General features: G+C 52.1%; 18 protein-coding genes. 8 read left to right on the top strand and 10 right to left on the bottom strand.

Going from position 1 to position 23,996, the window contains the following annotated elements:
• The first annotated feature begins 26 nt into the window (after positions 1 to 26).
• From PanJK_RS18295 to PanJK_RS18280, 4 genes are all read left to right on the top strand, one after another.
• Positions 27 to 1,127, top strand: a complete 1,101-nt coding sequence (locus tag PanJK_RS18295) for an efflux RND transporter periplasmic adaptor subunit (RefSeq protein ID WP_265301786.1) — start codon at positions 27 to 29, stop codon at positions 1,125 to 1,127.
• A complete protein-coding gene (locus PanJK_RS18290) occupies positions 1,124 to 4,174 on the top strand; it encodes an efflux RND transporter permease subunit (protein ID WP_265301783.1) in 3,051 nt (1,016 codons plus the stop codon). Before PanJK_RS18295 ends, PanJK_RS18290 begins: the two co-directional genes overlap by 4 nt.
• 757 nt (positions 4,175 to 4,931) lie before the next feature.
• Complete coding sequence (locus tag PanJK_RS18285; protein WP_256698972.1) at positions 4,932 to 5,216, top strand: hypothetical protein; 285 nt, start codon at positions 4,932 to 4,934, stop codon at positions 5,214 to 5,216.
• Between the two features lie 65 nt (positions 5,217 to 5,281).
• Positions 5,282 to 5,533, top strand: coding sequence for a biofilm development regulator YmgB/AriR family protein (locus PanJK_RS18280; RefSeq protein WP_256698970.1), 252 nt, complete (start codon positions 5,282 to 5,284; stop codon positions 5,531 to 5,533).
• Positions 5,534 to 5,648: 115 nt separating this feature from the next.
• Here the strand turns inward: PanJK_RS18280 and PanJK_RS18275 are convergent, their stop codons facing one another.
• The 7 genes from PanJK_RS18275 to PanJK_RS18245 all read right to left on the bottom strand — a co-directional run bounded on the left by PanJK_RS18275 (position 5,649) and on the right by PanJK_RS18245 (position 11,298).
• Complete coding sequence (locus tag PanJK_RS18275) at positions 5,649 to 5,933, bottom strand: biofilm development regulator YmgB/AriR family protein (protein ID WP_256698968.1); 285 nt, start codon at positions 5,931 to 5,933, stop codon at positions 5,649 to 5,651.
• A gap of 249 nt (positions 5,934 to 6,182) precedes the next feature.
• Positions 6,183 to 6,425: a regulatory protein YcgZ gene (gene ycgZ, locus PanJK_RS18270; protein WP_179452499.1), complete on the bottom strand. Its 243-nt coding sequence runs from the start codon at positions 6,423 to 6,425 to the stop codon at positions 6,183 to 6,185.
• 334 nt (positions 6,426 to 6,759) lie between these two features.
• Positions 6,760 to 7,029, bottom strand: a complete 270-nt coding sequence (locus tag PanJK_RS18265) for a hypothetical protein (protein ID WP_256698966.1) — start codon at positions 7,027 to 7,029, stop codon at positions 6,760 to 6,762.
• Between the two features lie 425 nt (positions 7,030 to 7,454).
• A complete protein-coding gene (locus PanJK_RS18260) occupies positions 7,455 to 7,715 on the bottom strand; it encodes a hypothetical protein (RefSeq protein ID WP_265301777.1) in 261 nt (86 codons plus the stop codon).
• 392 nt (positions 7,716 to 8,107) lie between these two features.
• Positions 8,108 to 8,731, bottom strand: coding sequence for a dTMP kinase (locus PanJK_RS18255; RefSeq protein ID WP_265301775.1), 624 nt, complete (start codon positions 8,729 to 8,731; stop codon positions 8,108 to 8,110).
• Between the two features lie 191 nt (positions 8,732 to 8,922).
• Positions 8,923 to 9,135 (bottom strand): RNA chaperone/antiterminator CspA, encoded by a 213-nt coding sequence (gene cspA / locus PanJK_RS18250; protein ID WP_007885867.1) that lies wholly within the window; start codon positions 9,133 to 9,135, stop codon positions 8,923 to 8,925.
• A 261-nt stretch (positions 9,136 to 9,396) separates the two neighbouring features.
• Entirely contained in the window at positions 9,397 to 11,298 is a 1,902-nt protein-coding gene (locus PanJK_RS18245) for an acyltransferase family protein (protein ID WP_265301769.1), read from the bottom strand.
• Positions 11,299 to 12,058: 760 nt separating this feature from the next.
• On the opposite strand from PanJK_RS18245, the gene pagP reads away from it, so the two are divergent.
• Together pagP and PanJK_RS18235 are read left to right on the top strand one after the other, a co-directional pair.
• Entirely contained in the window at positions 12,059 to 12,616 is a 558-nt protein-coding gene (gene pagP, locus PanJK_RS18240; protein ID WP_372340049.1) for a lipid IV(A) palmitoyltransferase PagP, read from the top strand.
• The gene (locus PanJK_RS18235) at positions 12,606 to 14,123 is read left to right on the top strand and encodes an alpha/beta hydrolase (protein ID WP_265301767.1); all 1,518 of its coding nucleotides are present in this window, start codon (positions 12,606 to 12,608) and stop codon (positions 14,121 to 14,123) included. Before pagP ends, PanJK_RS18235 begins: the two co-directional genes overlap by 11 nt.
• On the opposite strand, the gene PanJK_RS18230 is transcribed toward PanJK_RS18235, so the two are convergent.
• The 3 genes from PanJK_RS18230 to PanJK_RS18220 are packed head-to-tail and all read right to left on the bottom strand — an operon-like array spanning position 14,110 to position 19,219.
• Complete coding sequence (locus PanJK_RS18230) at positions 14,110 to 15,075, bottom strand: acyltransferase (protein WP_265301764.1); 966 nt, start codon at positions 15,073 to 15,075, stop codon at positions 14,110 to 14,112. The genes PanJK_RS18235 and PanJK_RS18230 overlap by 14 nt on opposite strands.
• Entirely contained in the window at positions 15,072 to 18,134 is a 3,063-nt protein-coding gene (locus tag PanJK_RS18225) for an efflux RND transporter permease subunit (RefSeq protein ID WP_265301762.1), read from the bottom strand. Before PanJK_RS18225 ends, PanJK_RS18230 begins: the two co-directional genes overlap by 4 nt.
• A complete protein-coding gene (locus PanJK_RS18220; RefSeq protein ID WP_265301760.1) occupies positions 18,134 to 19,219 on the bottom strand; it encodes an efflux RND transporter periplasmic adaptor subunit in 1,086 nt (361 codons plus the stop codon). The genes PanJK_RS18225 and PanJK_RS18220 overlap by 1 nt, the downstream gene beginning before the upstream one ends.
• A 761-nt stretch (positions 19,220 to 19,980) precedes the next feature.
• Here PanJK_RS18220 and PanJK_RS18215 point away from each other — a divergent pair.
• Both PanJK_RS18215 and PanJK_RS18210 read left to right on the top strand, forming a co-directional pair.
• On the top strand, positions 19,981 to 22,668 hold the full coding sequence (locus PanJK_RS18215) for a cation-transporting P-type ATPase (RefSeq protein WP_265301758.1): 2,688 nt from the start codon (positions 19,981 to 19,983) through the stop codon (positions 22,666 to 22,668).
• A gap of 117 nt (positions 22,669 to 22,785) precedes the next feature.
• Positions 22,786 to 23,826, top strand: a complete 1,041-nt coding sequence (locus tag PanJK_RS18210; RefSeq protein WP_256699156.1) for an AI-2E family transporter — start codon at positions 22,786 to 22,788, stop codon at positions 23,824 to 23,826.
• Positions 23,827 to 23,996: the final 170 nt, after the last annotated feature.

Here is a 23,996-nt window from a genome sequence, read left to right as displayed (position 1 = left end):
CATACTTTTCTTGAGTAAGGTAACCCATGCTCCGGCATCTTCCGTTGTTGTCAGTCGTCTGTCTGCTGCCAGTCATTCTGACTGGCTGCGGCGAACCTTCATCAGCCGCTGACGATCCGCGCTCGCGGCCGCCACTTATCAGAACGGCTAAAGTCGAGCCTGCTGCGGGGCAATCGCGCGCTTTTACCGGCATCGTGGCAGCACGTTTTCAGAGCGACCTGGGTTTTCGCGTGTCGGGTAAGGTGCTTGAGCGGCTAATCGATAAAGGGCAAAGCGTTAAACGCGGCCAAGTGCTGATGAGGCTCGATCCCGCCGATCTCGCGTTGCAGGTTCGTGCAGCAGAGGCAGCGGTAACCGCTGCTCAGGCAAGGGCGCGCCAGACCGGTGATGATGAGAAACGTTATCGAGGATTGGTGGGTTCTGGCGCGGTCTCTGCATCGTCTTACAGTCAAATTCGTGCAGCTGCAGATGCCGCGCGTGCCGAGCTGAGTGCGGCGCAGGCGCAGGCTCGCGTGGCGTTAAATGCCTCGCAATATGCCGTACTGAGCGCTGACGCAGATGGCGTGGTGGTCGATACGCTGGCCGATGCAGGCCAGGTGGTTAGCGCCGGCCAGACTGTGGTGCGCCTCGCCCGCGCCGGTCAGCGTGAAGCGATGGTTAGTCTGCCTGAGACGCTGCGGCCGCAGGTTGGATCATCCGCCACGGCGATCCTCTACGGCAGTGGGATCGAGAACGATGCCAGGCTGCGCGAATTGTCTGACTCGGCTGATGCGGCAACACGTACCTACGAAGCACGCTATGTGCTGAGCGGTGCCGCCGCCGGTGCTCCGCTGGGTTCAACCGTTACTTTGCATATCCCGGAGTCTGCGGCGGCGCAAGAATCATGGTCAGTACCGCTCAGTGCGGTGTGGGATGCGGGACGCGGTGCTGGCGTCTGGCTGGTGGAAGGTAAGCCCGCCAAAGTCAGCTGGCGTGCCGTGACGCTACTCGGCATCAGCGACGACAGTGCGCGCGTGTCGGGTCAGCTGCAGAGTGGGGAACAGGTGGCTGCGCTAGGTGTGCATCTGCTGCATGAAGGCGAAGTCGTGCGCACCGCAATGCCTGGGTCGCAAGGAGCCACGCCATGAGTCGCAACCGCTTTAATCTGTCGGCGCTAGCAGTGCGAGAACGATCAGTAACGCTGTTCCTGATCATTCTTGTTACGGTCGCAGGCGTAATGGCCTTCCTCGGATTAGGACGCGCGGAAGATCCCCCGTTCACCGTCAAGCAGCTGACGGTCATCACCGCCTGGCCCGGCGCCACCGCGCAGGAGATGCAGGATCAAGTGGCCGAGCCGCTGGAGAAGCGGCTGCAGGAGCTGAAGTGGTACGACCGTACCGAGACCTATACCCGTCCCGGAATGGCCTACACCATGCTGTCCCTTCAGGACAGCACGCCGCCATCTGAAGTGCAGGAGCAGTTTTACCAGGCGCGCAAAAAAATCAGCGATGAGGCCCGCAACCTGCCGGCGGGTGTGATCGGGCCGATGGTGAACGATGAATTCTCGGATGTGGTTTTTGCCCTTTATGCACTGAAAGCAAAGGGTGAACCGCAGCGATATCTGGCCCGCGATGCCGAAAAACTCCGTCAGCAGCTGCTGCACGTTGCGGGTGTAAAAAAAGTGACCATTACTGGTGAACAGGCAGAACGTATTTATGTCTCCTTTTCCAGCGATCGACTCGCTACGTTAGGCATTACTCCGGAACAGATATTCAACGCCCTGAACGGGCAAAATGCCCTGTCACCCGCTGGCTCGATACAAACGCGCGGTCCCGAGGTGTTTATCCGCCTTGACGGCGCGCTGGATACGCTCGAAAAAATCCGCAATACGCCGGTCGTCTCCGGTAACCACACGCTGCGGCTTGTCGACGTGGCCAAGGTCGAACGTGGCTATGTCGATCCGCCCGATTTCCTCATCCGTAATGAGGGTGAACCCGCGCTGATGCTGAGCGTGGTGATGAGAGAAGGCTGGAACGGACTTGAGCTGGGTAAGGCGCTGGAAAAAGAGGTCCGTGACATAAATAGCGACATGCCGCTGGGCATGACGCTTACCAACGTTTCCGATCAGGCGGTTAACATCCGTTCGGCTGTCGATGAGTTCATGGTGAAGTTCTTCGTGGCTCTGCTGGTGGTGATGGTGGTGTGTTTTGTGAGCATGGGCTGGCGCGTGGGTATCGTGGTTGCTGCCGCGGTTCCGCTGACGCTTGCCGTGGTGTTTGTGGTGATGGCCGCCACGGGAAAAAACTTTGACCGCATCACGCTGGGTTCACTCATCCTCGCACTGGGATTACTGGTTGATGACGCCATCATTGCGATAGAGATGATGGTGGTGAAGATGGAAGAGGGCTATGACCGCATCAAAGCATCGGCTTACGCCTGGAGCCATACGGCCGCGCCGATGCTCGCCGGCACGCTGGTTACCGCGATTGGCTTCATGCCCAACGGCTTCGCACAATCCACCGCAGGTGAATACACCAGCAATATGTTCTGGATCGTGGGGATTGCCCTGATTGCCTCGTGGGGGGTGGCCGTGCTGTTTACGCCTTATCTGGGCGTGAAAATGCTGCCGGATATCAAGCCGGTGGCGGGTGGTCACGCGGCAATCTACAACACTCGCCACTACAATCGCTTCAGACGGCTGCTGACCAAAGTCATCGCGCAGAAGTGGTGGGTGGCAGGCGCGGTGATTGGCTGCTTTGTGCTGGCGATCATGGGCATGGGGCTGGTGAAAAAACAGTTCTTCCCAACATCCGATCGTCCTGAGGTGCTGGTTGAAGTGCAAATGCCTTACGGCACCTCCATAGGGCAGACTAGCCTGACCACGGCGCGGATTGAGCAATGGCTAAAAAAGCAAAAAGAAACCCGCACGGTAACCGCCTATATCGGGCAGGGCGCACCGCGTTTCTATCTGGCGATGGCGCCGGAGCTGCCGGATCCCTCATTTGCCAAAATCGTGGTGCTGACCAATGGCGAGCGCGACCGCGATGCACTAAAACAGCGTCTGCGAGAAGCGGCGGCTGATGGTCTCGCGCCAGAAGCGCAGGTGCGCGTCACGCAGCTGGTTTTTGGTCCCTATTCGCCTTTTCCGGTCGCTTACCGGGTGATGGGGCCCGATCCAGACGTGCTGCGTCAGCTGGCCGCGAAGGTGAAAGTGCTGATGCAGACCAGCGCGATGATGCGCACCGTCAACACCGACTGGGGTTCACGTGTGCCGGTATTGCATTTCAGGCTGGATCAAGATCGACTGCAGGCCATGGGGCTGACGCCTGCTGGTGCGGCTAGTCAGCTGCAGTTCCTGCTGAGCGGTGCACCTATTACGGCGATTCGTGAAGATATCCGCTCAGTGGAAGTGACCGGCCGGGCAGCAGGAGAGGTGCGCCTCGATCCCGCGCGCCTTGACGCTTTGACGCTGGCCGGATCTGATGGCCAGCGCATTCCGCTATCCCAATTGGGTGAGACTGAAATCCGCATGGAAGATCCTTTGCTACGTCGCCGCGATAGGACGCCAACGATAACAGTGCGCGGCGATATTGCCGACGGATTGCAGCCACCGGATGTCTCTACCGCGTTGAGCCGGGAACTCCAGCCATTCATCGCATCATTGCCGCCGGGATACCGCATTGAACAGGCGGGCTCGATTGAGGAGTCGGGTAAAGCAACCCAAGCGATGCTCCCGTTGTTCCCGATCATGATTGCCCTGACGCTGCTAATCATCATTCTGCAGGTGCGTTCCATGGCAGCGATGGTGATGGTGTTTTTGACCGCACCGCTGGGGCTGGTTGGCGTTGTGCCCATGCTGCTGCTGTTCCAGCAGCCCTTCGGCATCAATGCGCTGGTCGGGCTGATCGCGCTGTCAGGAATTCTTATGCGCAACACGCTGATTCTGATCGGACAAATACATCAGAATCAGCGGGAAGGCCACGATCCCTTCACGGCTATCGTCGAGGCAACGGTGCAGCGTGCCCGGCCAGTTCTCCTGACAGCGCTAGCAGCGATTCTGGCATTTATTCCCCTCACGCACTCTGTGTTCTGGGGCACGTTGGCTTACACGCTCATTGGTGGGACGTTGGGTGGCACCATCATGACGCTGGTGTTTTTACCGGCGATGTATGCCATCTGGTTCCGTATCAGGTAGGGTAGGACTGTAAAAAAGCCCCGCCCGGAGCGGGGTAGGAAAAATGAACAAGGGGAAAGGCTCTCGCACGTTGAGCGTGCTGTGTGTGACGTCGTACAAAGTACGAAGCGAAAAAAGAGTAGTCACTGTATTTTACTGTTGCAAGTCAGGTCCACGCATAAAATGAAAGCGTCGGTAAAACCGTATCAATTAACCTTTTATCTTCGCGAGAAAAGCCGTAATGGTATCCACCAACTGAACAGCTGATTTCACTAAGACATCAATCATTGAATGGTACTTCCCGCAACGCCAATTAAAATGGTTTTTTTCAGTACTCAATTCCATAAATAACCGAAGCGGTTTCATTTTATAAAGATGTAATTTAAATGACTGTAATGGGTGAAAAATAAAAAAATATTACCCGTGCATTTTTTTAATTCTTCTATAAATTGACCCAGCGGTACTCTCCGCACGTAACGAATGATGCTTTGCATCGCCTCTGAAAGCGTTAGGGATTTCCACTTTCAGAGGTCATTTTTTCCTGCCATTAAAAAACGTTTTATTTACTTAACCTATCTCTTGAAAATTATTCATAAATTAATGCTAATAAAACTGTACAACTTACCGATCCTTGTATAACTTTATCTCATGGCGAGCTGGTTAAATTATGAACACGTGAGGTTTCTTTGCAACAAAACCTGGGTACATCCTATTCAGTGATCGTTAATGCTGAGTATTTCAGTCACGCCTCGCACTCCTATCAGCAGTAAAGGTTGATATGAAAAATCACGGTGAGGAAAAGCTGTGTGACCTGCTCATTGGGGAGGCAGTGTTAGCTTTGCTGCAGGAAAAAGCGGGAATTTCGCGACGAGCGCTCCTTGCGAAGCTTCAGTTCATGCTTGAAGCTGAACAGGATGAAGAACGGGCGCATGCGACAAAACTTGCTATACAGGACGTTATGAGTGAAATCGCAGAAAGTGACTCTCCTAAGGTTGGAGACAGAGAACAAATGGCGAATTTCGATATAGACAAATACGGTAATGACGACTCGACCCGACATTAACGCTGGTACAAGGCTTAAGGGCGTGGAAGAGAAACAAAAAATGCGTACCTCAGTAAGGACATTTTATGCAGCAGAATACAATCGAGTCAGACCTTCAAACCTATTTACAAAGCACTGGTGACCAGTATTCACAGGAAAAAGAAGTTATTGGTATCATTGTGAAGTCTTTGATCGCAGAGAGTGGAAGAGTGACGAATAAGGCTATTATTTTGAGCCTGATAGCGGAGCTGGAAAGCGCCACCGACATCGAGCAACTTGATGTGCTACGCAACTGCCTTGAAATTGTTGTGGGCCATACGCCTAATGAAGACGACTAATAAAGACTCTCTATCCTATCCGCCTCTCAGCGGGGAGTGCTGTATTTATTCCCCGCTTCCCTGACCACTTCGTCCATGATGACAATATTGAAACCTCAATTCCCTGAGGCTTCACTCACCAATAGAAAAATGCCCAACGTTCTTCTTCATCAGGTGTAAAGCCCACCACAACTTTTAACGCGTTGAGTAACGCGTCAAGTTGCAGAAGATCAGTGGTACTTTCAATTTCCGAGATGAGGTGCAAAATGAGCGCGCTATTGGTGACACTCTTACCTTGGCTCACTAACTTTTGTACCGCAGAATCAATCAGGGCCGTCTCCGCAGAATGTTTATCACCTGCTTTCTGGAGATGGTAATTAATGTCTATTTCGCGGGACGTTTGCTGTGTGCTTTGTTGCATTTTCTCTCCTTGTTATCAGATATCTCTGCGGCTACGTTTAAAGGATTTTTTACGCTATTAAGCTTTAGATCCTGGCAAGGCCGGGCTCAACATTTCTGTGCCAATCACCTAGGCAAAACACATCCAGAACTAAATTTAGCGCATATTTCTGTTATGGCACGTCTTAAATCGATGTAATCAACTAATGATCGGCTTTAATCCAAAATACGTTGACATGTTCATGTCAAGATCACTCCATAACACATACAATTAGCGATCAAAAAGCATGCCGATCAAGGTCTGATAGTGGCGCTCTTCCTCCAATGTGGCAGCGACTTCGAGACGTCTTAACAGCTTAGTGCAGATAGCCTTACGATTGAGATTCTTACCAGCACGCAGAATTTCGACAACAATTTGCCCCAGCGTTTCTTGCTGAGTTGGAGCGGTCGCCTTGCTGAAATAATGTGCAATATCGCTGGCCGTATCGGGAAATTTTGAGACACTCTGACGCATGCGAACCTCATAGTTGATTGCTTTGTAGTTGATTCAGTCTGAACCTAAAGTTAGACAATATTTTCAAAATTGTACAGGTTTTACTAACTTGTACAGCTTTAATTTTTAGTGAAAGAACTCTATTGATTGTATTCAAATGGTTATGTTTGATTTTGGGACAAACGATTGAACTTTGATAGTTCAGAACAAAGGAGAAGGGATATAGCAAATAGGAGAGTGATTGATTGGTGGGTAACAACACTAAAAAAGGGGAGCCGCTAAATTCAGTCAGTTATCAACAAACTACGGAGCGCCCTTAGGCGCATCCTTCAACAGAATCAGCGTTGGACACTGATTAGCTTTCTCTCCGTGTAATGCCCAAGTGCCTGGATGCCGAAAGCCAGCGTAGCTCTTCGCGATTTCGAGGAGACGTTTCTGCATATGCTTTTAGCCAACGTCTGGCGTCGGCTATCTGTGCCAGCCTGCTATCGCTGGCATCGCCTTCGGCCATGGTGCCCAGTTCAATAATGAGAGAATTAATGTTGATTTCTTTGTGACTCACAGCAAGATTAATCACTGCCTCGCCAATAATGATGTGGCCTTGTTCTTCATCATGAAATAACACTGCGTTTCCTCCAATATTTTCGGTTACCGATGATATTAGTGTAGTAAAAAAATGGATTAAGGTCCTCGAGATCGGCCAAAGACTTCTAATTATCAAGTAGAAAATGTGAGAGTAGCTACCCAACTGGCTGATAATTATCTTAAATAAAGATAAATGTAAACACATTGCTTAGTTATAAAGAAAAGTCTCAAATTGTAGATGATCTAAATGAAATCGTTTTCAAGAAAGCGCATGCTTTAATTAATGAAGATTTTGGTATGTGAACCAGAAATGGGAAATGAATATTGCCAAATAAAAGAGCGTTGATTAATAGTGTGGAGAGTGTCGTCCCTGACATTTTCTCCGGCCGGTACACGTTTAAACGCGACCGTTGAGGTCATCCTCGTCTTCGTCTTCCGGCCAGAGCCGGACTACGTCCTTAAGCGTCAGTTCGTTTCGTCGTTCAAGCCTGCAAGCGTCTGCAGGTAAGGCACGTTGCGGACAGCGCGATCGGGCTCTTCAAAACTCTTCAGCCAGCTTACGGCTTCAGAAATATCAGACAATCTTGCATTGCTGCCGCCTGCATTTGCCATATGGTCCAGTTCGTCAATCAACGATTGCACGCTGACAACTCTCTGGCCTAAGGCGATGCTCAGTGCCGCTTCGCCAATAATGACGTAGCCTTTCCCGTCGTGTTGAAAAGACATATAACATCCTCCATTTCACGTTTATGACAACCTCAATACAAACTGTAGGCGCTATATAGGATTTAGCTAAAGGTTAATTCCTAAAAGCCATGGGATTTTAAATTTTTTATATTTCTAAGGTGACTATTCATTGCCGTTATTAGCCGCTTAAGCGGGTGTCATTATTTATCACGTCTGGATCAAGAGGGGGGACGGTTCTCAGTAAATTCTAATTATTGTGATTGACATAGTGAAATAATGATTAGGCATCATAAGATGAATCACATCCTTAAATGAAACGTAATTTATGAACGGCAGTTCTCTGATGAAAAGCTCAATGAATTATTAGATTAGCTTGCAGATAATCATTGAAAGGTTTAACGGGATGTGGCAGAAAATTTGTCTAACAGCACTCAAGCCAATGGGCATCCGAGCACGCTGTAAATCTCGGTAATAACCTGCTTCGTTGCGTGTTCAATTGTTCCTTCATTACGGCATAAAACCCAGCCGTGTTCTGCAACGGTCTGCTCGAACGCCTGGGTGCAAGCGACATGATCGTCCAGCTTATGAATCACGGTACTGCTTAACCCACGCGATCTCGCTGCAGCCCTTGCCCATGAAATATCGGGGGCAGTAACAACCCCAACATGCAGGTCCGGCGTTTGCACGTTTCGTTCAATATTGAGCTGTAAAATCTCTGCAAAGGGAACCATCCGGCGAAACGCGGCTTCCGACGGGTACCAGCGATCCATCAAAATTATGCTGTCCGGTGGCTGTTTAGTCAGCACATGCTGGGAAATCCATGCACGGCTATCAGCAAAGCGCTGACAAACTTCCAACTCTAAATCCCGGGATGGATTTCTGGCGAGCCGGTTCACAAGGGCCATTGTTTCTTTTCTGTAGGGATCGCTGTTTTTCTCGCTAAGTCGGATCACTTTGATGTTATCGGCCCTGAGTTCTTTCGTAATGGCTTCCAGAAGCGTGGTTTTACCGACGCCCTTAGGCCCATCCAGTGAAACAAACAACGGACGACTCATAATTGAAATGACGGTTGATATACCGTACGTGTAAAAATCAAATCTGGTATGAGCATGTTATTTCCTTCTTGTTTAAACTTTAGACAACAAAAAACCCGCACTAAGCGGGTTTCTTTTATTATCAGCGGTTCTTATCTGCTCAGACTATTGTCTTCATCGCTATTGTAAGCGTCGCGGATAATGAGCGCGGCCTACAGCGGAGTAACGTTGCCCGCTGCAGGGCCTTTGGCGCCATTTTCAATGGTGAAGGAAACTTGCTGACCTTCATCAAGCGTTTTGTAGTTGTCGCTCTGGATAGCAGAGAAATGGACGAATACATCCTTGCTGCCATCGTTTGGAGTGATAAAGCCAAAACCTTTATCAGAGTTAAACCATTTTACTAAACCAGTCATTTTGTTAGACATAGATAATTCCTTATTTGATGAGCCACTCAATTGCGGCGAATTTGGCCTGAAGTGAAAGATTTACTTATTGGGCACTTAGGAGGAGGCTCTCGAAGAAGGATATCTGTGGATAACACTTGAACTGAGGACTGCTTTACTAAAACTGCTTTCATAAGGTCTGTGTTCCAAACCGGTGATGCATTAAGACATAGCGATAATAATTTAGCAACGAATAAGTATAATTATTTTAACCGTTTAAAGCCCTGGATGGCTGAACGGCTGCTAAATCCTGTCGATCATTTTCCACATGCCACCAAACACGCCATTCAGATTTTTATTCCCCACTTCGGAAAGATGATTATCGTCGCGATACAGCGGCACATCATCTTTGGAACCGTAGCAGAAGCTGTTGTCGCAGAATCCCTGGGTCGCATCGAGCAGGGCGACATTTGGCGATTGAGCCGCGATGTTGTTGAGCATCGCCAACGTCTCCTGATTGTGAGATTGATACTCGGCGCGCGTCTGCTGAACAGCCAATGCTTTGCCGCGCATGGCATCGCGCGACATGCGATAGATCACGTCGTAACCAAACTCGGGAACCGGCGTCATGATAAACACCCGACGATGCGTGGCGAGCCGTTTCACCGCCGCACCGAAATGCTGCTGATAGGCGGCGATGGAGCTGCCGTCATTGATAAATGAGTATTTAGGCGTTTTGCTGCCGCTGCCATAATCGCCATGTAGATAGAAGGATAGGCGGTTAATAATCAGCACCGACGCATGGGGATATTTCCGTTCGATATCCGCGATGGCATTCTTCACAAAACCACCGCAATCGGGGCTAGCACTGCGATGGATATCCGGAACAGATGGGCATCCGGATTGCGCGATAAACACCACTGAATCCTCCGGTCTGGCGCTGCCGACAATCGAAGAGAGCATCGCGGCGGCGTGGCTGTCGCCTAATACCACCAGATTAACCTGGCTGGCATTGCCGAAGACGCATTGCGGAGACGTGGTGCCACTGAACACAAAACAGTTTTCGCCACGTACAAATCGCTCCAGTGAATACTGTTTGATGCTGGCGACCACTTGCGGCGCGCGCGAGGGAAATCCTGCCTTTGCCACGATCAGCACACCCAGCAGCAGCACCAACGCGGTTTGTCCCAGCGTCACGTAGGTTTTGCCACTCAGCCAGCCGTGTTTGTTTTCTACCAGCACATATGAAACCCAACCGGTGGCGAGTGACAGCAGAATCAGCATCGCCTGGCTAACTAGCGTGATCGGCCAATCGGCCAGATGCCAAAACACCCACAGCGGCCAGTGCCACAGATAGATCGAATACGAGGTTTTACCGATGTGCTGCACAATTCGGTTGTTGAACCAGATGCTGTTTTGCACGTTGGCATGGATGATCATCGCGGTCAGTAACACTGGAATCAGCGTCATGATGCCCGGCCAGGCCGTGCTTTCATCAAACCACAGCGCACAGACAATCAGCCCAATAATGCCCAGCAGCGGAACCGCGCGTTGACCGCTGAGCGCGGATTTTGGCGCCAGATAAACTAATCCGCCTGCCAGCATCTCCCACGCACGGGTTGGCAACAGATAATAAGTCGCAGTGAGATGGAAGTTGGTCGCTACCATCACGAGCACCAGTCCGAATGAAAGCAGCGCGGCGATGCCCATCGCCCAGGCAAACTGCTGGCGTAGAAAACGTGCCGTGAACATCAGCGCCAGCGGTAACAGCAAATAGAACTGCCACTCAACGCTTAATGACCAGGTATGCAGCAACCATTTATACACCGAGCCGGTTTCGAAATAGCCGCCCTGTTTGAAATAGACCACATTCGAAATAAAACTCAGGCTAGATACGGCATGCTCCGCCATTTTCTTATATTCATCCGGCGGCATCAGGAAATAGCCCACCAGCATTAATATCAGGCACAGCACCATCAACGGCGGGATAATGCGGCGGCAGCGCGCAGCATAAAATCCCAATAAAGAGAAGTTCTGCTTATTTAAACGCGTCAGAATAATCCCCGTCATTAAATATCCGGAGATGACAAAGAACACATCCACACCGAGGAAACCCCCGCTGACGCTGGAAAACCCAAAGTGATAGAGGATAACCAGCATCACAGCATAGGCGCGTAGACCATTAATATCGGTGCGAAAATTCATAAGGCGTTATCCACGCAGAAGAATATAAGAAACAATGTAAGGATTGTGAAAATTTGAATCAACAGATGTGAAAGCCATCACTTTCGGTTGGTTGATATCGGGATGGAACTATCAGCTAGCTCATTAATCTTATTTTTGAATTAGCCGAATAACTATTTCAGCGGCTTATCAACACACTCTTATTTAAACAGCTGATTTTTAAAATCAGAAAACACACTGAATATTCAGAATAGGCCGCAAGCTTCTGTTTCTAAAGACGCAGAAATATACTGGCTCAGCCGTTGCCAATGGTAATGCCGCTCAGTTAAGCATTAATTTGCATACGTATGCAGGTGCGCATGAATGCGCACCCTACGAAAAGCGCGCCAGTCCTTTGTAGGGTCGCCATTTATGGTGACCGATAGGCGCTTAACTGATGAGCTTAGGCGATTAAGTGGATACCGTTCTGATAAAAAACGAAGAACTCCATACCGGGCTTCTTAGTCTCATCCGAAATGTTTAAAAAACGCATTTTATCGACATATGCGTTTAACGTGTCGATGGCGTAAACATGTTGAGGCCATATGTCGATAAAAGTCGATTTTATCGACATATCCCTTTCACGTGCTTTTGGTTGAAAACGCGATCACAGCTAATCCAGGTCATTTCCTATAGCAATAACAAGCAACTATAATCTAACCGGTTAAGTGGCTTGATCTGCTTTAGAGCACATCAGCTTTTCCACTCCTTTTCGTGGCGGTAAATTTCAGAGGCATACATGATGCGAACTCTTCAGGCGGCCTGGTTGCTCTCTCTGGCCCTGTTTGTCTGTCCGGCCACAGCGGCCAACTCAATCAGCGATGGCTGGGAGTGGCTAAAGCAGGACGTTTCACAAACCTGGCAGGAACCGCAGTATTACGATCTCTATCTGCCTTTCATCAGCTGGCATGCCCGCTTCGCCTACGATAAAGAGAAAACCGATAACTACAATGAAACGCCGTGGGGCGGCGGGTTTGGCGTCTCTCGCATTAACGAAGACGGCAACTGGAGCGCACTCTATGCCATGGCGTTTAAAGATTCGCATAACAAATGGCAACCTATTGTCGGATACGGCTGGGAGAAAGGCTGGTATCTGGATCAAGCGCAAGATTTTCGTCTTGGACTTGGGTTAACCGCCGGGATTACCGCGCGCGATGACTTCGCCAATTACGTGCCGCTGCCGATTGTTTTGCCGCTGTTCTCCGCCGGTTATAAACGTTTCAACGTGCAGTTCACCTACATTCCTGGCACGTACAACAATGGTAACGTGCTGTTCGCCTGGGTACGCTATGCCTTCTGATTCCGCCAACGCGTTGCACAAAGACCGCATCAGCAAAGTCCTTAAGCGCATCGCTTTGGGTTTGCTGGTTTTGCTGGTGATGTTCCTGGTAATCCGTGGTTACCAATCCGAGCAGGGACCGCCACTGCATCGCTGGCATACGTGGTCGGCGGATGAAATGTCGGTGGATGAGATCGATCGTGCCAGCTTCGCGGATTATCTGACGCGTGAAGCGGCGATTTTCCACGACATGAAAATCAACGTGACCGATCAACTCGGTGACGATGAGAAAACGGCACTCAATCGCTTCAACACACAAAGCCCGGTTTATCCGGCGCGATTCGACACCGACTGGAACCGTTCTTACATCCTTGAACCAGAGGGCGAAGTGAAAGGCGCGGTGGTGCTGCTGCATGGATTAACCGATTCGCCCTACAGCATGCGCTATCTGGCGCAGGCGTATCAGCAGAAGGGTTTTGTGGCTGTGGTGCCGCGCCTGCCTGGACACGGCACGGCGCCCGGTTCGCTTACCAAAGTTGACTGGCAAATGTGGATGGCGGCAACCCGCTTAGCGGTGCGGGAAGCGACGCGCCTGGCGGGCAGCAACGTGCCTTTGCATCTGGTTGGTTACTCGAACGGCGGTGCGCTGGCGGTGAAGTACAGCCTTGATACGCTGCAGAATAACACGCTGCGTAAACCGCAACAGTTGGTGTTGCTGTCGCCGATGATTGGCGTCACCGCTTATGCACGCTTTGCCGGATTAGCCGGCTGGCCCGCCATCATTCCTGGCTTCGCCAAGGCGGCATGGCTGAGTATCATCCCGGAATACAATCCCTTTAAATACAACTCGTTTCCGGTGCGCGCGGCGCGTCAATCGTGGTTGCTGACTCAGGCGATGCAGGATCAGCTGCTGCATGTGATTCGCGGCGGCAATATGACGGCGTTTCCGCCAGTGCTGACTTTCCAGTCGGTGCTGGATTCCACCGTCAGCACCCGCGCGGTGGTCAATGCTTTCTACCGCTATTTACCGGACAACGGCAGTGAACTGGTGATGTTCGATGTAAACCAGGCCGCAAACTTACGCGCGCTGTTCAGGCCCGCGCTCTATTCGGCGGTCAATGATTTGTTGCCGCCTGCGCCGCGCCGCTATTCCTCAACGGTGATCACTAACGCGTCACCGACCACCTATCAAACCGTGGCGCGCATGACGCCAGCGGATCAGACACAAGAGATCGTGCGTTCAATGCATGAAGCCTGGCCGCAGGATACCTATTCGTTATCGCATATTGCCGTGCCGTTCCCGCTCAGCGACTCGCTGTATGGTCGCGAGCCGACGGAGAAGAATCGCTATGGCATTAGCTTCGGTACCATCTCGCTGCGCGGTGAAACCGCCAGCCTGATCGTTGGGCTGGATACGCTAATGCGCAACACCTCTAATCCGTTTTTTGATTACATGATGCTGAAAATAAAAGGGCGCATTGATTGCAGCAGTCAGCCCAATCTGCCGGCGTGCTTTAAAGCGTTATGACTTTTTTCAGCCAGCCGCTGGCGAGGATCAGTTTGGAGAGCAGCACCGAAGCGGCGAAGGTCACGGCAATCAGCGTCAGTTTGGTGGCCAGCGAGGTGATCGGAATCAGCGCGGTGAGCAGATGGAAAACCGAGTAGTGCAGAATGTAAACGCCGGTCATGGTTTTGCTGATGGTCGCCAGAATGGTCTCTTTGACCATCGCATTGCGGCGAAAGCGCACCTGGCTGGCGGCGATCACCAGCACCACCACCAGCAGATAGATCTGCGAACCGGTGAGAATAAAGGCGTTACGATCGGCTTTGAATAACGCAAAGAAGAAGTGCTGCTCATAAAACCAGGTAAACAGGTAGATAAAGGGCAGGGCGATCACCGCGCCGCGCGCCACCTTTTTACGCTCCATCCAGTCATTAATCAGCGGATCGCACAGCAGCTGACCGGTTAAATAAAACAGCAGCCAGGTCCAGAGCCGATACTGCGGCTCAAGCCGGAACAGCGGATCCTCCGGATGCAGTACCGCCAGCAAATCGTAGCCATACGAAAAGGCTAACAGCGCCAACACCAGCCCAATGAACGCGCGCCGATGCTGGCTGAGCCACAGCATCAGCGGGTGAAAGCTGTAGATGATAATAAACGAAAAGACGAACCATGGCTGAATCAGATAGCCGCGCTGATAGGGTTCCCACAGGTAATAAACCGTCATCCAGAACAGAAATACGATCACCAGATTGCGGATCTTGCCCATCTGCCAGTTAACATCCTGCTCGGAACGGGCATCCATAATCCCGGCGACGACAAAAAACAGCGGCGTGGCGATGGTGGAGATAAAGGTCAGAAACGCCAGAATCCAGTGATAATCGTAATCGTAGCGATCCCAGGTGTTGTACACGGTAAAAAACGTCACCGCCGTCATACATCCCAGCGTTTTAATCACGTTGAGGCCGGTCACATTCATGATGCGCTAGCTACCTGTTGACGATGGAAGCAGGCATAAATCACCGGCAGCACCAGCAGCGTCAGCACCGTAGCAAAGCCTAGGCCAAACATGATCACCACCGCCATGCTCTGGAAGAATACATCGCGCAGCAGCGGCGCCAGCCCAAGCACAGTGGTAAAGGCGGTGAGCAGAATAGGGCGCAGACGCGAAGTGGCGGCGTAGATGATCGCTTCAGCCTGCGGCTTCAACAGCTTCTGCTGTTCGATCTCTTCGACGAGTACGATGCCGTTACGAATCAGCATGCCACTCAGACTCAACAGGCCGATTAACGCCATAAAGCCGAACGGAATTCCGGTGATCAAAAAGCCCGGCGTCACGCCAATCAGCGCCAGCGGCACCGTCAGCCAGATGGCGACAGCGTTTTTCAGCGAGCTAAACATCAGCACGGTGATCACGAACATCACTAAATAGCCCAGCGGCAGCGAGGTAAACACGCCTTGCTGCGCTTCACTGGAGCTCTCCGCATCGCCGCCCCACTCAATGCTGTAGCCGTGCGGCAGCGGGATTTGCTCAATCTGCGGCTTCACGCGCGCCACAATATCCCCCGAAGTATCGTTGCTGAGCGGATTCGGGTCGGTTTGCACGGTGAGCACCCGGCTGCGATCGCGGCGCAGAATCAGCGGATCTTCCCATTGCAGCGTAAAGCCGCTTACCACGTTGCTGAGCGGGATGTACTGCTGCTGGCTCTGGCTCCACACCAGCACGTTATTGAGATGATTGGCGTCCTGGCGCTCACTGGCTGGTGGACGCACGATCACCGGCAGCAGGTCAGCGCCTTCACGGTACAGCCCGACGCGGCTCCCGGTAAAATTCATCTCCAGCGCGTTATCCACGTCCTGTTTATCGACGCCAAGCTCGCGGCCCAGCGCCAGATTGAACTGCGGACGAATCACCTTACTGCGGTTTTGCCAGTCATTGCGCACGGTGTCAGTGGCGGGATCGGCGGTGAGGATGTCGCCAACTTGGCTGGCGATCAAACGCATTCTGTCGGGATCGGGACCTTTAATCCGCACCTCAATTGCGCTGCCGCCCGAAGGACCAAACATCACCCGTTTGGTGCTGGCGTTGACCTGCGGATACTGGCGCGCAATGTAGGCATCAATGCGGTGTGACAGCGCAGCGATATTACGCTGATCGTCCATGCGCACCATGATTTGCGCATAATTGCTGTACTGACGCTGCCCGTTGTAAGTGAGGATAAAGCGCATGCTGCCCTGGCCAATGGTGGTGACGGTAGACACCACGCCTTGCTGCCCGGTAATCGATTTTTCAACGTCGCTGGCCATCTGCTCGGTGGCGTTGATGTCGGTGCCGTACGGCAGCCAGAGATCGACGAAGAAGATCGGCGTATTGGCCGAAGGGAAGAAGTTTTGCCGTACCGATCCGAAGCCCCAAATCGCCAGCGCCAGCAGCACCGCCATCAGCGCAAGCGTGACAGTTTTTTGCCTGAGCAGCACCTTGAGCATGCGCTGATAGAGACGATAAAAACCGCCGTTGTAAGGCGAAACCTCGGCTGCCGCTTTGGTCGGTGCCTGCGCTTTGAACAGCCACCATTTGATCAGCACCGGCGTGATGGTCAGCGCCGAGAACCAGCTCAGCAGCAGGGAAATCAGCAGCACCTGGAACAGGGATTTACAGTACTCGCCGGTGGAATCCTGCGATAGACCAATCGGCGCAAACGCCAGGATGGCGATAATGGTCGCGCCCAGCAGCGGGAAGGCGGTGCGGCGAATGACAAAGTTGATGGTGGTCATTAGCGGTGAATTTTGCTGACGCGCGATCAGCACGCCTTCGACAATCACAATCGCATTATCCACTAGCATGCTCAGCGCAATAATCAGCGCGCCCAGCGAGATACGCTGCAACTCAATGCCGCACAGATACATGATCAGTAGCGTGCCCAGCACATTGAGCGCCAGCGACAGCGCGATGATAATGCCGCTGCGCACGCCCATAAAAATCAGCAATACGCCAACCACAATCGCCAGCGCCATCAGGAAGTTAGCAATAAAGCCGTTAACCGAATGCGCCACTTCCGCTGCCTGATCGTAAAACACATTGATCTGGATGCCCGCCGGTTTTTCTGCCGACATCTGCTGCAGTTTGGCCTCCAGCGCGCGCCCGACATCAATCACATTCACGCCGGGAATAAACGAAATGCCCATGGTGACCGCCGGACGTCCGCTAGCGTGGTAAATGCTGGCGGGCGATTCACTCAACCCGCGCGACAGCGTGGCGATGTCGCGCAAGCGAGTGGTGGCGTGATCGCCCGGAGTGCTGACCAGCAGGTCACCTAACTCTTCGATATTCTGAAACTCGCCGGTCGGATGCAGACGGATCGATTCTGTGCCGGCTTTGATATCGCCTGCATTAGAAACCACGTTGAGGCGGCTCAACACGCTGGCGAGTTGCGGCAGCGAAATGCCGCGCGCGGCCATCATCGTCAGGGAAACATCGATATTGATTTGCTGTGGGATCACGCCGCCCAGCGCCACTTTACCGACGCCCGGCACCAGCACCAGTTCACGACGCAGCTGTTCGGCGTATTGCACCAGTTCCGGGTTGCTGAAGTTGTCGCCAGAGATAGCGAAGAAGAAACCAAACACATCGCCAAAATCATCGTTAACGAACGGCGCGGCCACGCCGGGAGGAAAGAAACGCGCCGCATCGCCGACTCTGCGCCGCAGTTCATCCCAGATTTGCGGCAACTGGTTTGAGTGGTAACGCGAGTCAATGTTCACTGTAATCTGCGACAGTCCGTTGGACGAGATGGAGCTGACATTGTCGAGATAGGGCAACTGCTGCAGCGCATTTTCCAGCGGCAAGGTGACTTCCTCTTCCACCTGCTGGGCAGACGCGCCGGGATAGTGGGTGACAACCACCGCCGTTTTAATGGTAAACGCCGGATCTTCGAGACGACCAATATTGAGCAGAGCAAAAATACCGCCGACGCCCAATAACAGAATCGCCAGCCAGACGCGGACCGGATTATCGATAAACTGCCGGGAGATATCCATCACAGCCCCCGCTCACGCGTCCAGATGCGAACCGGTTGTTGAGCATGCAGCTCATTGACGCCAGCAGCGACCACGCGCTCACCGGCATGCAGCCCGGCGGTGATCACCACGCCGCGATCGGTCACTTCACCCACGCTGACTTTACGATCCTCTAACGTCAGCTGATCGCCACTGCCTTGCACCACCCAGACATGTGGCTCATTGCGCTGGCTGTTATCGGGATTGAACACCGCTTCCACCGGCACCACCAGCGATTCGCGGTTCACGTTGGCGGGCAGATTGGCGAGGTTAATCGTCACCGTGCCACTGACGCCGCCCACTGCGGGAAAATCGTCCGGACGCGGCATGGTTAAAATGATCTGCCAGGTCAGCGAGTTGGTGTTACTGCTGTTGGTGTGCTCTTTGTAATCGGCCTGGAATTCGCGGTCCGGCAGCGAGTTGATGCGCACCACCGGGCGATAGCTCAGATTGCGCATATCCAGCGTGGTAAACAGGTTTTCCGGCACGCTGAACACCACGTCGAGCAGATCGTTGCGGGTCAACGTGGCGATGGTCTGTCCGGCGGCGACCACCTGATGATTGCGAACGTTGACGACGGCGGCCACGCCAGTGAACGGCGCAGTCAGCGTCATTTGGCTGAGCTCTTCACGGGCAATCTGTAGTGCAGCATTCGCCGCATCGCGGTTGGCACGCTGCACATCCATTTCTGCCTTTGAAATCGCCTGACGACCGGATAGCGTTTGGAAGCGGTCAAATTGCCGTTGGGCGAGAGTGGCGGCGGTTTGTCGTTCATTGACGCGCTGCTGTGCTTCACGCGCCGTTAACCTGGCGATGAGCTGGCCCTGCTCAATGCGATTGCCCTGACGAATATCCAGCGATTCAATTTGTCCAGCACGTTTAAACGACAAATCGGTGGAGTCGCCGGACTCAATGCGTGCCGGGAAGATGCGTTGTTGAGATTCGCCGGAAGCCATAACCTCAACGACTTTAACCATGCGCGGCGGTGGCGTGACTTCCTGTGTTTTTTGATCGCAACCAGTTGTTATCAATATAACAATGGCAACCAGCGTAATATAACGAGTCACTGTTTTATCCTCAGCAACAACGAATCCATTGTTGGCATTATTTGAGTGGATAATTTAATTACCAAGCATAGAAACAACCGCATAAGTGAATAGTCCTACGGCGGAGCAGGTAACGATTGCAATGACAACATAAAGACTCAGACGGAGCAGGCTATAACCATACATCGTTGCCTCCATTAACCATGACCACAGAAAAAATTGCGCCATCGCCCTAAAAGGTGAGAAGTATTAACGGGATGTTTTTGTTATCGATGAGCATAGACGTAGATGTCAAAAAAAGTAAAGGCAGATAGCTTGTAATATTTTTGACGAAATAAACAGTATTTAAATTCGTTCAACATCTAATAAAAAGATTTAAAAACCATGAAAGTAGGATAAAGCACTTGCTTAAAATAACCTCATTATTTGCTAAAAAACAGCCAGCCTTATGAATTATCACACTATATTTTTATTATTATCTGTGATCGGATTAGTCTGATGAGATAAATGGGTTCCGTCTCGCGACTTTTATTGAGAAATGAATGTGTTGAATATCCCTGTGCTACGTTTATAGCGTTCATTTTCCAAAAGACTTTCAATTTCGTATAGAAAATACGGCTGCTCCACTGCCGCTGAGCAGCGATTAATTACATATATTTCAATCTGAAACGGACCGCTTCACTCGACGGGTAAGTCAGGTCTGATCTTTTCGTTCAATGGCGACTTGTTAATCACGGGATATCACCGCCTTGATTTCCGAAACAGGATTTGAGGAGAAAGCGATGAATACTGCTAAACCGGAAAGTACCTATTATCAACTTTCTGTCGATGAAACGCTGGCCAGTACGCAAAGTTCCAGCGAGGGAATCAGTAGTGCTGAAGCGGCGGCGCGCTTAACACAGTACGGGGAAAATGCTCTGCCACAGAAACCCGGCAAGCCGGTTTGGCTGCGTTTTCTCGCCCACTTTAACGATGTTCTCATCTATGTTCTGCTCGCCGCCGCGCTGCTGACTGCCGTAATGGGACACTGGGTCGATACGCTGGTGATCCTTGGTGTCGCGGTGGTGAATGCCCTGATTGGACATATTCAGGAGAGCAACGCGGAGAAATCCCTGCAAAGTATTCGCAATATGCTCTCCAGCGAAACGGTGGTGATCCGCGCCGGCAATCACGAAACGCTGCCCACCACCGCGCTGGTGCCGGGTGATGTGGTGGTGATCCGCGCCGGCGACCGCATTCCGGCGGATCTGCGCGTGATTGAGGCGCATAACCTGCGCGTTGAAGAAGCGATTCTGACCGGCGAATCCACCGTGGTGGAGAAAGGCACGGACGCGCTGACCGGCGAGCTGCCGCTCGGCGACCGCACCAATCTGCTGTTCTCCGGTACCACCGTCAGTTCGGGCGGCGGAAAAGGGCTGGTGATCGCCACCGGCGGCGCCACGGAACTTGGCCACATCAACCAGATGATGTCCGACATCGAAAAGCACCGCACACCGCTATTGGTGCAAATGGATAAACTCGGCAAAGCGATTTTCCTGATCATCCTGGCGATGATGGCCGCGCTCTTTGTCTTCAGCTTGCTGTTCCGCGATATGCCGGTTTCCGAGCTGATGCTGTCACTGATTAGCCTCGCGGTGGCATCTGTTCCTGAAGGATTACCGGCGATTATCTCGATCATTCTGTCGCTTGGCGTACAAACCATGGCGAAGCAGCAGGCGATCATCCGCAAGCTGCCGACCGTGGAAACGCTGGGCGCGATGACGGTGATCTGCTCGGATAAAACCGGCACGCTGACCATGAATGAAATGACGGTGAAAGCGGTTATCACCGCCGATCAGATCTACCGCGTTGATGGCGTCAGCTATGAACCGGTGGGCGCCATCCATAAAGCCGATGACACCGTGCCGGTGAAAGTGGCGCAGGGTTCGATACTGGAGCGCTATCTGCGCACCATCGATCTGTGTAACGACAGCCAGCTGATCAAAGATGAAAGCGGCCTGTGGAAAATCACCGGCGGCCCGACCGAAGGCGCGCTCAAAGTGCTGGCCGCCAAAGGACATCTGCCTTCAGTTACCACCGAACTGCGCAATAAAATCCCCTTCGATTCGCAATACAAATATATGTCGACGCACTATCTGATCGGCGATGAAGAGTGCGTATTACTCACCGGCGCGCCGGACGTGCTGTTCAGGCATTGTCAGCAGCAGCAAACCGAAGCCGGGCTGCAACCGATCGATCTGGCGTGGTGGGAAGCCAAAATTGAAGAGTATGCGCGCGAGGGATTACGCATGGTGGCGGCGGCCTGGAAACCGGCCACGCCAGGGCAAAGTGAACTGACGCATCAGGATCTGCAGCAGGGTATGATTCTGCTCGGCATCGCTGGGATGATGGATCCGCCACGACCCGAAGCCATCACCGCGATTGGCGACTGCCTGCAAGCCGGGATTCGCGTCAAGATGATCACCGGCGACCATCCACAAACCGCGATGAGTATTGGGCAGATGCTGGGGATCGGTAACGCCAGTACCGCCATTACCGGACGCGAATTGGAAGTAATGGACGATCACCAACTCGGCGAGGCGGCGCAGGCGTACGACATCTTTGCCCGCACCAGCCCGGAAGATAAGTTCCGCTTGGTGCAGGCGCTACAGAGCAAGAAAGAGGTGGTCGGGATGACCGGCGATGGCGTTAACGATGCGCCTGCGCTGAAGCAGGCCGATGTCGGTATCGCCATGGGGATTAAAGGCACCGAAGTGACCAAAGAAGCGGCCGATATGGTGCTGACCGACGACAACTTCGCCACCATTGCCAGCGCGGTGCGGGAAGGGCGGCGAGTGTATGACAACCTGAAAAAGACCATTTTGTTCATCATGCCAACCAACCTCGCGCAGGGCTTGCTGATCATCATTGCCCTGCTGGCCGGTAACTTAATTCCGCTGACGCCGGTATTGATTCTGTGGATGAACATGGCGACCTCCGCCACGCTCTCTTTTGGCCTGGCGTTTGAAGCGGGTGAACCCAACATCATGCGTCGTCCGCCACGCGATCCCAAATTGCATGTGATGGATGGTTTCGCCATCTGGCGCGTGATTTTTGTTGGTTCGATGATTGCCATCAGCGCCTTCGTGCTGGAAGCCTGGCTGCAACCGCGCGGCTATTCGCCGGAATTTATCCGTACAGTGTTATTACAAACGCTGGTGACAGCGCAGTGGTTCTATATGCTGAACTGCCGTGTGTCTGACGGCTTCTCATTGAGCAAAGGTTTGCTGATGAATAAGGGCATCTGGATTGTCAGCGGCGTGCTGTTAGTTTTGCAATTGCTGATTATTTACGCGCCCTTTATGCAACTGCTGTTTGGCACCACCGCGCTACCGTTACGCTACTGGATTATTACTCTGATAATTGGCTTCGTGATGTTTTTAATTGTCGAAATTGAAAAACCATTAACGCGGAGATTCAGAATCAATTAATTGCGCGTGACATTCAGGCCGGAGCAATCACGGCCTGAATGTTTTTGACCTCAAACAAGGCCCAGCACACAGGTTTTTCTCTATAATACATTGTGTATAGGATGAAGGATCTTAATGATGGGATTGAACGAGTTTCCTTTATGGTCAAGACTTTTGCGCGTACTGTTAATTCTCGCCACGCTGACCATAATTCTGACCGGTATTTATTTGGCATCAGCGTTAATTAATCAGGTGATGCTGTCGCTGTTTCTGGCGATAATGCTCGACCCATTAATCAGTCGGCTGGAAACAAAACGCGTGCCGCGTTTACTCTCATCCTTGCTGGTGATTGTGCTGCTGTTACTGGTGATTGTGTTCACCATCATCAAGCTCACGGTATTAACCCCCGATTTAATTCAGCTCAGCCGCCAGGCACCCCAGCTACTGGCCGAACGCTTCGACCCGGTGACGCAGACGTTTAGTCATCTGGGCATTGTTTTGACGCCCAACGACATGCTGGCGTTTGTCGATGCGGGTGCGGTGGTGCGCTTTGTCACTGGTTTCCTCACGCAAATACCGAGCATTCTTTCCTGGTGGCTGATGGTATTTCTGATGCTGTTTTTCATGCTGTATGAAATGAAAAATTTGAAAACCCTGTTACGCAAGCAGGCTGAAGGAAAATATCAGCGTTATTACGTGGCGCTTGAAGAGGGCGTGCAAAGCGTTATCGTTTATGCCCAGGTAAAAACCCTGACCAGTATTGTCGGCGGCATTATTGTTTGGGCTGGCGCGCATCTTCTTGGTCTGAAGTTCGCCTTTTTCTGGGGCGTGTTGATGTTTGTTTTCAACTATATTCCGGTGCTGGGTTCATTTATGGCGGCGATCCCGCCCGTGCTGCAAAGTTATATGCTGTACGATATCCAAACTGCATTGGTGGTCGCGCTGTTCTTTGTGGCACTGAATTTAATCCTGAGTTCAGTGATTGAACCGCTATTATTGGGCAAACGATTAAATATGGCGCTCACCACACAGCTGTTGGCATTTCTTGTCTGGCAATCGCTGTTGGGCATCATCGGCGCAATTCTGGCGATTCCGCTGACGTTTATGTTGAAAAAGATATTGCTGGCGAGTGCAGGAAACGAAAAGCAGGGAGAGCATATTTCAAAAAGGTCGCCATAAATGGCGACCCTACGAACACCGATCTCGCTTTTGTAGGGTCGCCATTTATGGCGTAATGCTCGTCAGTTAAGACTTAATCATGCCGGAACGCATAGCGTTTCGGCTTCTTTTTCACCGCTCGCGGATAATGTCTCGTCCGCCGGGTTGGCAGCACGAAGCTTCCCGCCATC

It is taken from the genome of Pantoea sp. JK, from assembly GCF_026130245.1.
Classification (GTDB): Bacteria; Pseudomonadota; Gammaproteobacteria; order Enterobacterales; family Enterobacteriaceae; genus Pantoea; species Pantoea trifolii.
Note: the sequence above shows the minus strand (reverse complement) of the source record. Positions and strands in the feature narration are given on the sequence as shown.